At 69.4% G+C, this 13040-nt stretch carries 11 protein-coding genes and 2 tRNA genes; 10 read left to right on the forward strand and 3 right to left on the reverse strand.

The window, feature by feature from the left end; translation table 11 throughout:
• Positions 1-100 precede the first annotated feature (100 nt).
• The 8 genes from dnaN to OG371_RS15495 all read left to right on the forward strand — a co-directional run bounded on the left by dnaN (position 101) and on the right by OG371_RS15495 (position 10025).
• On the forward strand, positions 101-1234 hold the full coding sequence (gene dnaN, locus OG371_RS15460) for a DNA polymerase III subunit beta (protein WP_091624464.1): 1134 nt from the start codon (positions 101-103) through the stop codon (positions 1232-1234).
• 46 nt (positions 1235-1280) lie between these two features.
• Entirely contained in the window at positions 1281-2171 is an 891-nt protein-coding gene (gene gnd, locus OG371_RS15465; RefSeq protein ID WP_329069782.1) for a phosphogluconate dehydrogenase (NAD(+)-dependent, decarboxylating), read from the forward strand.
• Between the two features lie 21 nt (positions 2172-2192).
• Complete coding sequence (gene recF, locus OG371_RS15470; protein WP_329069784.1) at positions 2193-3347, forward strand: DNA replication/repair protein RecF; 1155 nt, start codon at positions 2193-2195, stop codon at positions 3345-3347.
• 613 nt (positions 3348-3960) lie between these two features.
• Positions 3961-4392 (forward strand): DciA family protein, encoded by a 432-nt coding sequence (locus OG371_RS15475; protein WP_329073091.1) that lies wholly within the window; start codon positions 3961-3963, stop codon positions 4390-4392.
• A 197-nt stretch (positions 4393-4589) separates the two neighbouring features.
• Complete coding sequence (gyrB, locus tag OG371_RS15480) at positions 4590-6557, forward strand: DNA topoisomerase (ATP-hydrolyzing) subunit B (RefSeq protein ID WP_329069786.1); 1968 nt, start codon at positions 4590-4592, stop codon at positions 6555-6557.
• Positions 6558-6605: 48 nt separating this feature from the next.
• Positions 6606-9191 carry a DNA gyrase subunit A gene (gyrA, locus tag OG371_RS15485; RefSeq protein ID WP_329069788.1) on the forward strand — a complete coding sequence of 862 codons (2586 nt, stop codon included), beginning with the start codon at positions 6606-6608 and terminating at the stop codon, positions 9189-9191.
• A gap of 35 nt (positions 9192-9226) precedes the next feature.
• Positions 9227-9901, forward strand: a complete 675-nt coding sequence (locus OG371_RS15490) for a DUF3566 domain-containing protein (protein ID WP_329069791.1) — start codon at positions 9227-9229, stop codon at positions 9899-9901.
• A 50-nt stretch (positions 9902-9951) separates the two neighbouring features.
• A tRNA-Ile gene (locus OG371_RS15495) sits at positions 9952-10025 on the forward strand.
• A gap of 77 nt (positions 10026-10102) precedes the next feature.
• Here the strand turns inward: OG371_RS15495 and OG371_RS15500 are convergent.
• From OG371_RS15500 to OG371_RS15510, 3 genes are all read right to left on the reverse strand, one after another.
• Complete coding sequence (locus OG371_RS15500; protein ID WP_329069793.1) at positions 10103-10411, reverse strand: EthD family reductase; 309 nt, start codon at positions 10409-10411, stop codon at positions 10103-10105.
• Between the two features lie 55 nt (positions 10412-10466).
• A complete protein-coding gene (locus OG371_RS15505; RefSeq protein ID WP_329069795.1) occupies positions 10467-11339 on the reverse strand; it encodes an MmyB family transcriptional regulator in 873 nt (290 codons plus the stop codon).
• Between the two features lie 79 nt (positions 11340-11418).
• Entirely contained in the window at positions 11419-12222 is an 804-nt protein-coding gene (locus OG371_RS15510; protein ID WP_329069797.1) for an SDR family oxidoreductase, read from the reverse strand.
• A gap of 455 nt (positions 12223-12677) precedes the next feature.
• Between OG371_RS15510 and OG371_RS15515 the strand changes: the two genes are divergently transcribed.
• Positions 12678-12851 carry a DLW-39 family protein gene (locus OG371_RS15515; RefSeq protein WP_329069799.1) on the forward strand — a complete coding sequence of 58 codons (174 nt, stop codon included), beginning with the start codon at positions 12678-12680 and terminating at the stop codon, positions 12849-12851.
• Between the two features lie 37 nt (positions 12852-12888).
• Positions 12889-12961 (forward strand) — tRNA-Ala (locus tag OG371_RS15520).
• Positions 12962-13040: the final 79 nt, after the last annotated feature.

The raw sequence follows: 13040 nt of genomic DNA on the forward strand, positions 1-13040 counted from the left end.
CGGGCCAGCACGGTGGGGACCCGGTCGCGCGGTACTCATGGGCCGGTAACCCGTCGACCCTTCACGAGCCGAGGGGCTCGGCTGTCGAAAGGATGCGCGCATGAAGATCCGCGTCGAGCGCGACGGGCTCGCCGACGCCGTCGCCTGGGTGGCCAGAAGCCTCCCGTCCCGGCCTCCGGTGCCGGTACTGGGCGGTGTGCTGCTCGACGCAGGCGCGGACGGCGAAAGCGACGCGCTCACGGTGTCCGGCTTCGACTACGAGGTGTCCGCCACCGTGGGCGTCCCGGCGACGATCGCCGACGGCGGTCGCCTGCTGGTGTCCGGCCGGCTGCTGGCCGACATCACCAAGGCGCTGCCCGCGCAGCCGGTGGAGATCTCCGTCGACGGCGCCCGCGCGACGATCACCTGTGGCAGCGCCCGGTTCAGCCTGCCGACCATGCCGGTCGAGGACTACCCGCAGCTGCCGGCCCAGCCCGCGTTCGCCGGAGAGCTGACCGGCGACGTCTTCGGCCAGGCCGTGACGCAGGTCGTCACTGCGGCGGGCAAGGACGACACGCTCCCGATGCTGACCGGCATGCGGCTGGAGATCTCCGGCAGCACGCTGACGCTGGTGGCCACCGACCGCTTCCGGCTGGCCATGCGCGAGTTCACCTGGAAGCCCACCGAGGGCCTGGCCGACGCCGCGGTGCTCGTCCCGGCGCGCACGCTGGCCGAAGCCGCGAAGACGCTCGGTGGCGCCGGCAGCACGGTCAAGCTCGCGCTGGCCAGTGGCGAGGGCCTGCTCGGCCTGTCCGGCAACGGCCGGTACACCACCACCCGCCTGCTCGACGCGGAGTTCCCGCCGTACCGGCAGCTGCTGCCGGCCAGCCACACCTCCCGCGCCGTCATCGACGTCTCCGCGCTCGCCGAGTCGATCAAGCGCGTGTCGCTGGTCGCCGAGCGCGGCACGCAGGTGCGCCTCGAATTCGCCGACGGCTCGCTGCGGCTTTCCGCCGGCGGCGACGACGAGGGCAGCGCCGAAGAGGAGCTGCAGGTCGACTACGAGGGCGAGCCGGTGACGATCGCCTTCAACCCGGGTTACCTCGTCGACGGCCTCGGTGCGCTGCACACCGACCGCGCCGAGCTGACCTTCACCACCCCGAACCGGCCGGCGCTGATCAAGCCCGCCGACGCCGAGGGCAACGTCGTCCCCGGTTACCTGTACCTGCTGATGCCGGTCCGGCTGCCCGGCTGACGCGTCGTTCACACCGCGGATTTTCGTTACTAGCTAAGGGGATCTCATGGTTCAGCTCGGTCTCGTCGGCCTGGGCAAGATGGGCTTCAACATGCGCGAGCGGCTGCGTGCCGCCGGGCACGAAGTGGTCGGCTACGACCGCAACCCGGACGTCAGCGACTCCGACTCACTCGCCGATCTGGTGTCCAAACTGGACGGACCGCGGATCGTCTGGATCATGGTCCCCGCGGGCGACCCGACCCGGCAGACCATTGTCGAGCTCGGCTCGCTGCTGGCCGAGGGCGACATGGTGATCGACGGTGGCAACTCGAAGTTCACCGACGACAAGCTGAACGCCGACCTGCTGGCGGCCAAGAACATCGGCTACCTCGACTGCGGCGTCTCCGGCGGCGTCTGGGGCAAGGACAACGGGTACGGCCTGATGGTCGGCGGCGCGGCGACCGAGGTCACCCGCGCGATGCCGATCTTCGACGCCCTGCGCCCGGAGGGCCCGCGCGAGGAAGGCTTCTCGCACGCCGGCTCCGTCGGCGCCGGCCACTACGCGAAGATGATCCACAACGGCATCGAGTACGGCATCATGCAGGCCTACGCCGAGGGCTTCGAGCTGCTCGAGGCCTCGAACGTCGTCGAGGACGTGCCGGCCGTGATCAAGGGCTGGCAGCGCGGCACCGTGGTCCGCTCCTGGCTGCTCGACCTGCTGGTCCGCGCGCTGGACGAGGACCCGGACCTGGACGACCTCGAGGGTTACGTCGAGGACTCCGGCGAGGGCCGGTGGACGCTGGAGGAGGCCGTGAACCACGCGGTGCCGGCGCCGGTGCTCTCGGCCGCGCTGTTCGCCCGGTTCTCCTCGCGGCAGAAGGACTCCGCGGCCATGCGCGCGGTGGCCGCGCTGCGCAACCAGTTCGGCGGCCACGCCGTGAAGAAGGCCGGGAGCTAGCTCCCGCCCCGGTCCCCGCCCGTGTATCTGCGACATCTCCAGGTCACCGACTTCCGGTCCTGGCCGCAGGCCGACCTCGCCCTCGAACCGGGGCCGGTTGTGCTCGTCGGCCAGAACGGCCGGGGGAAGACGAACCTGCTCGAGGCGATCGGCTACGTCGCGACCCTGGGCTCGCACCGGGTCGCGACGGACGCGCCGCTGATCCGGCACGGCTGTGAGCGCGCGCTCGTCCGGGTGGCCGTGGTCAACGAAGACCGCGAGCTGACGGTCGAGCTCGAGATCACGGCGGGCCGGGCCAACCGCGCGCGCGTGAATCGCGGTGCCGTCGGCAGGCCGCGTGACGTGCTCGGGATCCTGCGCACGGTGCTGTTCTCCCCGGAGGACCTGGCGCTCGTGCGCGGCGACCCGAGCGAGCGGCGGCGGTTCATGGACGAGCTGCTGGTGCTTCGCGCGCCGCGGTACGCCGGCGTCCGCGCCGACTACGAGAAGGTGCTGAAGCAGCGCAACGCCCTGCTCAAGACCGCTGGCAAACGCCGGACCGGTCGCGAGGACCCGTACGCGCTGTCGACGCTCGACGTCTGGGACGACCACCTCTCGGTGGCCGGAGCGGCGCTGCTCGCGGCGCGGCTGAACCTGATCGCCGACCTCGGGCCGTACGCGGCCGAGGCGTACATGGGCGTGGCGCCGGACTCTCGGCCCGCGAAGATCGCGTACAAGTCTTCGCTCGGCGAAGCGCTGCCGCCGTCGTACGGCGTCGCCGGCGGCGAGCGGGCCGACGCGGAGGTGCTGCGCGAGCTGCTGCTCAAGGCGCTGTCCGACGTGCGGAAGAACGAGCTGGAACGCGGGATCAGCCTGGTCGGGCCGCACCGCGACGAGCTGGACCTGATCCTCGGCGACCTGCCGGCGAAGGGCTACGCGAGCCACGGCGAGTCCTGGTCGTTCGCGCTGGCGCTGCGGCTCGGGAGCTACGAACTCCTGCGTGGCGAAGCCGGCGAACCGGTGCTTCTGCTGGATGATGTGTTCGCGGAGCTGGACCGCAAGCGGCGGGCCCGGCTCGCGGAGGTCGCGGCGGGTGCCGAGCAGGTGCTCATCACCGCGGCGGTCGACGAGGACGTGCCCACTGAACTGGCCGGATGCCGGTTCCTCGTGGCTGATGGCGAGGTCACCCGTGCCTGAAGAACCGTCGGCAAGATCAAACTGGCGACGCGGAGTGACCGCGGCCACAGCAGTTACCCACCAATCTGGGGACAAACCTGTGGACAGTGTGGATAAACCCGTGAACGGGTTATCGCCGCGCGTGACCAACCGGCCGGATGGGGGCCTTGACATCCCCCACGCGGGCAATCACCCACGTGAGGAGCCGTCGTCCGCCACTCAGCGTGACAACGAGGCTGGGCCGAACGGGCGGGGGCTCGCGAGCGGGCCGTCGGCGACGGGGGAACAGTCCACTGACCCGGCGGCCGGTGCCGCCGCGTGGCCGCGTTCGATCGGCCGCGCCCGCGGTGGTTCGGCCCAGGGCGAGCGGGGTCAGGCCGAGCGCGGCCAGAAGTGGAACGGCCGGTCCTCCGGCACCCGGTCACGGGCCGGCGGCCAGTCCTCCAACGGCCGGTCGAGTTACGGCCGGGCCGCGGCCAACCGCGGTGCGGCCGACCAGCCCACCAGCCAACGCCAGCCCACCGACCAGCCTGCCGAGCAACCGCCCACCGGCCCGACTTCCGGCCGGGACCTCGCGCACGCCGCGCTCGAGGCGGCCAAGGCGAAGGCCAAGGAACGGGGCGCCCCGCCGAACCTGCGTCGCGGGCGGATCACCGGCGGCGGTGGCCAGAACCCGCGCCGTCGCCGCTGGTCCGGCTCCGGCGCGGACGCGCGCGACCCGCAGCCGCTCGGCCGGCTCGTCTCCCGGCTGATCTCCGACAGCGGCTGGCAGGACACCATGACGAACGCGCGCGTGTTCGGCCAGTGGGCCCGGCTGGTCGGGGAGGACGTCGCGGAACACGCCGAGCCGGTGGCGCTGAAGGACGGCGAGCTGACCGTCCGTGCGAGCTCCACGGCGTGGGCCACGCAGCTGCGTTTGCTGCAGGGGAAGCTGCTGGCGAAGATCGCCGCGGGCGTCGGACACGGTGTCGTCAAGCGCATGCGGATCCAGGGCCCGACCGCCCCGAGCTGGCGGAAAGGGCCCCGCCACGTGCCGGGGCGCGGGCCGCGTGACACGTACGGCTGACCCGGGTTGCGAGTCGGCGGGTGAGTTCCCCGAGAACCGCGTCAAGCTGGTCCGGATACGAGATGACTCGCCTTCGGGCAATTTCGCGCCTCTGTGACGCACTGAGGGGTGTCCTTGCCGCATGTCAGCGTACGCGGGCAAGTACACTGGACGGGTAGCGAGCGTCCGCTCGGGCGAGACGAGGAGAAACAACGCCGGTGACCGAGAACAAGAGCGAGTACAACGCGTCGTCCATCACCGTGCTCGAAGGCCTCGAAGCGGTCCGCAAACGCCCTGGCATGTACATCGGTTCCACCGGTGAACGCGGTCTCCACCACCTGGTCCAGGAGGTGGTGGACAACTCCGTGGACGAGGCGATGGCGGGTTACGCCACCAAGGTCGAGGTTACCCTCCTGGCCGACGGCGGGGTGCGGGTAGTCGACGACGGCCGCGGCATCCCGGTGGACATGCACCCCAAGGAGAAGAAGCCGACCCTCGAGGTCGTGCTCACCATCCTGCACGCGGGCGGCAAGTTCGACAGCGACTCCTACGCGGTGTCCGGCGGCCTGCACGGCGTCGGCGTCTCGGTGGTGAACGCGCTGTCGACGAGGCTGCTCGCGGAGATCAAGGTCGGCGGCCGCAGCTGGCGCCAGCTCTACACCAACCAGATCGCCGGCGAGCTGGAGGACCTCGGCCCCGCCGAGGACACCGGCACCACGATCACCTTCTGGGCCGACTCGGGCATCTTCGAGACGACCACGTACAACTTCGAGACGATCTCGCGCCGGCTGCAGGAGATGGCGTTCCTGAACAAGGGCCTCACCCTGTCGCTGCGCGACGAGCGCGTCGCCGACGAGGAGACCGAGCAGGACGCCCAGGGCAAGCAGGCCCGCGTCAAGGAGAAGGTCTACTGCTACCCCGGCGGGCTCGAGGACTTCGTCCGGCACATCAACGCCAGCAAGGACCCGATCCACGAGAGCGTGATCTCCTTCGACGCCAAGGGTCCCGGCCTCGAGGTCGAGGTCGCGATGCAGTGGAACAACGGCTTCACGCCGTCGGTGTACACGTTCGCCAACACGATCAACACGATCGAGGGCGGCACCCACGAGGAGGGTTTCCGCGCGGCGCTCACGCGCGTGGTGAACTCGTACGCGCGCGAGAAGAAGCTGCTCAAGGAGAAGGACGCGAACCTCACCGGTGACGACGTCCGCGAGGGCCTCGCCGCCATCGTCTCCATCAAGCTGGCCGAGCCGCAGTTCGAGGGCCAGACCAAGACGAAGCTGGGCAACAGCGAGGCCAAGACGTTCGTGCAGCAGCAGTCGAACGAGTGGCTCGCCGACTGGTTCGAGCGCAACCCGTCCGAGGCCAAGACGATCATCACCAAGTCGATCTCCTCGGCTCAGGCGCGGATGGCCGCGCGCAAGGCCCGTGACCTGGTCCGCCGCAAGGGCGCGCTGGAGATCGGCGGCCTGCCCGGCAAGCTGAAGGACTGCCGCTCCACCAACCCGGGCGAGTGCGAGCTCTACATCGTGGAGGGCGACTCGGCCGGCGGCTCCGCCAAGGAGGGCCGCGACTCGATGTACCAGGCGATCCTGCCGATCCGCGGCAAGATCATCAACGTCGAGAAGGCCCGCATCGACCGCGTCCTGAAGAACACCGAGGTCCAGTCGCTGATCACCGCGCTGGGCACCGGCATCCACGACGACTTCGACCTCGAGAAGCTGCGGTACCACAAGATCGTGCTGATGGCCGACGCCGACGTCGACGGCCAGCACATCACCACGCTGCTGCTCACCCTGCTGTTCCGCTTCATGACGCCGCTGATCGAGCACGGCCACGTGTTCCTTTCGCGGCCGCCGCTGTACAAGATCAAATGGCCGCGGCAGGACCCGGAGTACGCCTACTCCGACAAGGAGCGCGACGCCGTCATCCAGGCCGGGGTCGAGGCCGGCCGCCGGCTGCCGAAGGACGACGCGATCCAGCGGTACAAGGGTCTCGGCGAAATGAACGCCGAGGAGCTGTGGGAGACCACGATGGATCCGGCCAACCGGCTGCTGGGCCAGGTCACCCTCGACGACGCCGCCCAGGCCGACGAGCTGTTCTCCGTGCTGATGGGCGAGGACGTCGAGGCCCGCCGCTCGTTCATCACCCGCAACGCCAAGGACGTCCGCTTCCTGGACGTGTAGCCGTCCGCCTGATCTGCCACCCCAGGACTTTCCACCGAGAAGGAACCCATGACGGAAACCTTGCCGCCGGCGCCGGACCACGACCGGATCGAGCCGGTCGACATCCAGCACGAGATGCAGCGGTCCTACATCGACTACGCGATGAGCGTGATCGTGTCGCGGGCCCTGCCGGACGTGCGAGACGGCCTCAAGCCGGTGCACCGCCGGGTGCTCTACTCCATGTTCGACTCCGGCTTCCGCCCGGACCGCGGGTACAACAAGTGCTCGCGCGTGGTCGGCGACGTCATGGGCAACTACCACCCGCACGGCGACTCGGCGATCTACGACGCGCTGGTTCGCCTGGCCCAGCCGTGGTCGATGCGTTACCCGCTGATCGACGGGCAGGGCAACTTCGGTTCGCCGGGCAACGACCCCGCCGCCGCCATGCGGTACACGGAGTCGCGCCTCGCGCCGCTGGCGATGCAGATGCTGGCGGACATCGAAGAGGACACCGTCGACTTCTCCGACAACTACGACGGCCGCACGCAGGAGCCGGACGTGCTGCCGGCGCGGTTCCCGAACCTGCTGGTCAACGGCGGTTCCGGGATCGCGGTCGGGATGGCGACCAACATCCCGCCGCACAACCTGCGCGAGGTCGCGTCCGGCGTCGTGTGGGCGCTGGAGAACTACGAGTCGACCGACGACGAGCTGCTGGCCGCGCTGCTGGTGCGGATCAAGGGCCCGGACTTCCCGACCAAGGCGATGATCCTGGGCACCTCCGGCATCGAGGACGCCTACCGCACCGGCCGCGGCTCCGTGCGCATGCGCGCCGTGGTCGAGGTCGAGGAGGACGCGAAGGGCCGCACCACGCTCGTCGTGTCCGAGCTGCCGTACCAGGTGAACCCGGACAACCTCGTCGAGAACATCGCGCACCTGGTGCGCGACGGCAAGCTCACCGGCATCGCCGACATCGCGGACGAGTCCAACAGCCGGTCCGGCATGCGGATCGTGGTCACGCTCAAGCGCGACGCGGTGGCGAAGGTGGTGCTGAACAACCTGTTCAAGCACACCCAGCTGCAGCAGAACTTCGGCGTGAACATGCTGGCGCTGGTCGACGGCGTGCCGCGCACGCTGCGGCTGGACCAGATGATCCGGCACTACGTGAAGCACCAGGTCGAGGTCATCGTCCGGCGGACCCGGTTCCGCCTGCGCAAGGCCGAGGAACGGGCCCACATCCTGCGCGGCCTGGTCAAGGCGCTGGACCTGCTCGACGAGGTGATCGCCCTGATCCGGCGCTCGCCCTCGGCCGACGAGGCCCGGCCGGCCCTGATGGAGCTGCTGGACGTCGACGAGATCCAGGCCACCGCGATCCTCGACATGCAGCTGCGCCGCCTGGCCGCCCTCGAGCGCCAGCGCATCATCGACCAGCTGGCCGAGATCGAGCTGGAGATCGCGGACCTCAAGGACATCCTGGAGAAGCCGGAGCGCCAGCGCTCGATCATCCGCGACGAGCTGATGGAGATCGTCGACAAGTACGGCGACGACCGGCGCACGAAGATCATCCCGTTCGACGGCGAGGTTTCGGTCGAGGACCTGATCGCGGTCGAGGACGTGGTGGTCACCATCACCCGCACCGGCTACGCCAAGCGCACCAAGACCGACCTCTACCGCTCGCAGAAGCGCGGCGGCAAGGGCGTGCAGGGCGCCACGCTGAAGCAGGACGACATCGTCCAGCACTTCTTCGTCTGCTCGACGCACGACTGGATCCTGTTCTTCACCAACAAGGGCCGGGTCTACCGCACCAAGGCGTACGACCTGCCCGAGGCGAACCGGAACGCGCGCGGCCAGCACGTGGCCAACCTCATGGCGTTCCAGCCGGACGAGCAGATCGCCCAGGTCATCGAGATCCCGAACTACGAGGTGGCGCCGTACCTGGTGCTCGCCACGAAGCGCGGACTGGTGAAGAAGACCAAGCTCACCGACTTCGACTCCAACCGCGCCGGCGGCCTCATCGCCGTCAACCTGCGCGAGGGCGACGAGCTGATGGGCGCGGTGCTGGCGGCGGCGGAGGACGACCTGCTGCTGGTCTCGGCCGAGGGCCAGTCGATCCGCTTCCACGCCACCGACGAGGCGCTGCGGCCGATGGGCCGGGCGACGTCCGGTGTGCTCGGCATGCGCTTCAACGACGGTGACGAGCTGCTCGGCATCAGCGTCGTCAAGCCGGACAAGTTCCTGCTCGTCGCGACCGACGGCGGGTACGCCAAGCGCACGCCGATCGAGGACTACCCGGTGCAGGGCCGCGGCGGCAAGGGTGTGCTCACCATTCAGCACGACCGCAAACGTGGCAGGCTGGTGGGGGCACTCATCGTCGACTTCGACGACGAGCTGTTCGCCATCACCTCGAGCGGTGGGGTCATCCGCACCCCGGCGCGCGACGTTCGCAAGGCCGGTCGGCAGACCAAGGGAGTGCGCCTGATGAATCTGGGCGACGGAACCACTCTTCTCGCGGTCGCACGCAACGCCGACGAGGGTTCGGACGTCGCCAGTGATGGCGAGGAATCCGCGGAAGTGGAAACCCCCGACGTCATCGACGGCGAGGTGGCCACCGCGCCCGAGGAGACCGAGGCAGAAGACGGCACGGCGCCGGAGCAGTGAGCGGCGCCCCACGCACGGGTAAGGACTGACTCTTCGTGACACCATCCGAGAAGGCCGACGGCGCGTCGGCAACCCCTCCATGGCAGCGGACCGCCAAGGACGGCGGCGGTGACTCCGAGGCCACGGTCTCGACCGGAATCGCCACCGAGGGTGTGGTCTACTCGGATCATGAGCAGGACGGACCGCGCGTGAGCGAGAGCGAATACCCCGTGGTGACCGGCACGGCGGCGCCCCGCCTGTTCGGCGGCGCTTCGGGTCCGGTGCAGCCCGAGCCGGCGGAGGACATCCCGTCGGCCGGGCGCACCCGCCCCACCCCCAGCGCCCTGCGCCGCCCGGGCCGCGGCCCCCGGCGCGCGAGCCTGCAGATCAAGCGCTTCGACCCGTGGTCGGTGCTGAAGCTGGCCCTGGTGCTCGGCGTCGCGATGTTCTTCGTGTGGCTGGTCGCCGTCGGCGTGCTCTACACGGTCCTCGACGGCATGGGCGTGTGGGACAAGCTGAACGGCACGTACTCGTCCCTGGTCGGCGGCGAGGGCGCGAACGCTTCGTCGGAACCGCTGATCAGCGCGGGCCGCGTGTTCGGCATCGCGGCCATCCTCGGCGCGATCAACATCGTGCTGGTGTCCGCGCTGGCCACCGTGAGCGCCTTCATCTACAACGTGTCGGCGGACCTCGCGGGCGGCCTCGAGGTCACCCTGTCGGAACGGGAGTAACCCGGTTACCGGCCCCGAAAACGGGTCCGGTAAAGTTCTCTCCGTTCGACGGGCCCATAGCTCAGGTGGTTAGAGCGCTTCGCTGATAACGAAGAGGTCCCAGGTTCAAGTCCTGGTGGGCCCACCGATACGAACAACCCCCGCTACCAGCAGGTAGGCGGGGGTTGTGTCGTCTCAGGGCAGTTTGGCCGCCGGCCGGGCTCAGACGGCGCCTTCCTGCACCGGGTAGTCGATGACGATCGCACCGCCGGTGGCGTAGTTGGCGACGTCGGCGGCTACTTCCCGGCCTTGCGGAGACGCCCTCGACGCGGTCAGCGCCGTGGCGTCAGCGAACTCGGCTTCGAAGATCGCGAAGTACGGCTGTCCCTGCGCCGTTGTCACGTCGAAGCTGTAGCGCCACGCGAGCAGGCCGGGCATGCGCGCGACCAGCGGGAGGTGGGTGGTCATGTAGTAGTCGCGGAAATGGTCGGGATCGGCGGGCTGGGGATACAGGACCACCATCTTGTGCATGAGAACCTCCGTTCAGCGGTGAGCGACCGTAACACCGTTGTCGGCCATGCTCGCTTCATCGCACCAGCTTGTCCTGGCTGGCCGCCCACGACGTCAACAGGGCCAGGCCGTCCGCGGTCGCCGTGCCGGTGGGGGCGGTGTAGACGGTCAGGTGCAAGCCGGAGTCGGCAGGCAGCTCCATCGATTCGACGTCCAGGTCGAGCCGGCCCACTACCGGATGGTGCAGGCGCTTGCGCCCGGACCGGTGGAGCCGGACGTCCTGAGACGCCCACCGCTGCCGGAACAGCTCACTGCGTGTCGACAGCTCACCGACCAGGGCGATCAGCTGCTCGTCGTGCGGATAACGGCCGGCTTCCATGCGCAGCTTCGCGGCCACATCGCCGGCGATTCGGTCGTAGTCCACGAAGAACGTGCTCGCCGCTTCGGGATCCAGATAGACGAAACGCGCGGTGTTCGCCGGCCGTCGCGGGTCGGCCAGCACCGGGGAAAACAGCGCGTCGGCCAGGTGATTCATGGCCAGCACGTCGTAACGGCCGTTGCAGATCCACGCCGGCGCGTCGGTGATGGCGGCGAGCACCTGCTGGAGCGCCGGACGCACCGTCACGGCGGGTCGCCGGCGGCGTGGACCGCCGGGCGACCTGGACTGCCGCGCGAGGTGGAACAGGTGATCGCGCTCGGCCTCGTCAAGCTGCAAGGCCGCGGCCAACGCGTCGAGCACCCCGTCGGAGGCGCCGGCGAGGCTGCCGCGCTCCATCCGCACGTAGTAGTCGACCGACACCCCGGCCAGGAGCGCGACCTCTTCGCGGCGCAGGCCTTTGACCCGGCGGTTGCCGCCGTACGCAGGCAGTCCGGCCCGCTCGGGCGTGATCCGCGCGCGACGGGAGCTCAGGAATTCCTTGATCTCAGTGCGCGGATCGATCATGGCCACCTCACCACCGTAGGCCAGGTCCGCAGGCGAAGGGAGGTTCTGCCGGTGCCCCCGAACGCCTGCGTTGTGACCTCGCGGCCTAGGTGCCTGTTGCGGTCGTGGCGATGCCGCCGTCGCTCGGGATGACGGTGCCCGTGAGGTAGGACCCGGCCCGGCTGGCGAGGAACACGGCGATACCGGCCATGTCGTCGTCGCGGCCGAGCCGGCGCAGCGGGGCCTTCGCCGTGATCTTGTCGCCGATGACTTCGAGCGTGGCCGTCATCATCTCCGACGGGAACGGCCCTGGGGCCACCGCGTTCACCGTGACGTGCTGTGGGCCCAGTTCCCTGGCCAGCACCCGGGTGAGTTGATGGAGTCCCGCTTTGCTGCTGGCGTACGAGTAATTGGGCGATTCGGCGACGTGGATGGCGGCGATGCTGCCGATGTTGATGACCCGCGCGGGATCATCGGCGGTGCCCGCCCGGCGAAGCGCGGGGAGCAGCGCCTGCACCAGCCAGAACGGCGCCTTGAGGTTGAGGTCGAGCACGGTGTCCCAGGCCTCGTCCGGGAACGTCCCCAGCGGCTCGCGCCACATCGCGCCCGCGTTGTTGACGAGGATGTCCAGGCGCTCCGAGCCGCCGGTGACCAGATCAGCGAGGCGCCGGCACTCGTCGTGCGTGGACAGGTCGGCGGGGATTGCTTGAACGTCGCCGAATTCCGACAGCTGCTGCTGGGCCTCCGCGCACGCGTCCGCCTTGCGTGAGCTGACAATGACGCGGGCGCCCGCCTGCAGCAGGCCGCGCGCGATCATCATTCCGATGCCCCTGGTGCCGCCAGTGACAAGTGCGTATTTCCCACTCAGATCAAAAAGGTCTGGGTGAGCGGTGAACTGATTGTCCGCCATGGGTTTGTGTTCCTTTGGTCATGGGAGCCGACCCAGCCAGGTAAACAGGCGTCCTGAACGTCGGGGAGACCCTGATGACGCAGGTACCGCGAGAGCCCCCTTGCCCGGTGGGGTTCGGGGTGCGGAAATGGGTCAGCCCTGCCGGGAAGAGAAGTGCCGGCAGGGCTGAGTTGTGCGATGGTCGGCGCGCGCACGGTCGCCTCTCGGCGGTGGGCGCGACGCGGTTCCAGCCGGACGGAATTCCGCGAAGGCAAGGGGGTGAGCCCGGGGGACACGGTGGGCGCACCGACCAGTGACTTCAACTGTGTGACTGGGGTAGGTATTCCGGTGCGGGAGTGACGTGGGTCGCCCGTGTTCCACGTGGAACCACGAGGGCTGGGAACCGGCGGGCTCGGTGCTCGGCGGGTGCAGTAGCATCGTGGGGTAACTAGGCAAGTCGAAGAAGGGGGCTTCAGGTGAAGAAGCTGTTGGCACTCGCGGTCGTCGCGGGCGGCGTTCTGTTCGTCGTCAAGCGCAACAAGGCGGCCAAGGCCGAGGCTGACCTGTGGCGTGAAGCCACGGCTCCCACGGGCCCGGTCTCGACGAACGGCACCACGCCGGCCAAGGCCTCGGACGCCTCGCGCAACTGATCTTCGGACGGGCGGCGGTTGCTCGCCGCCCGTACCCGGGGCTGTAGCTCAATTGGTAGAGCACCGCCTTTGCAAGGCGGGGGTCAGGGGTTCGATTCCCCTCAGCTCCACTCGCTCATGGGCGAGGAAGGTCCGCAGAAAATGCGGATCTTCCTCGCCCGTAGTGCTTTCTAGGGTTCAATCCGGATC

Source organism: Amycolatopsis sp. NBC_01480 (assembly GCF_036227205.1).
Taxonomy (GTDB): Bacteria; Actinomycetota; Actinomycetes; order Mycobacteriales; family Pseudonocardiaceae; genus Amycolatopsis.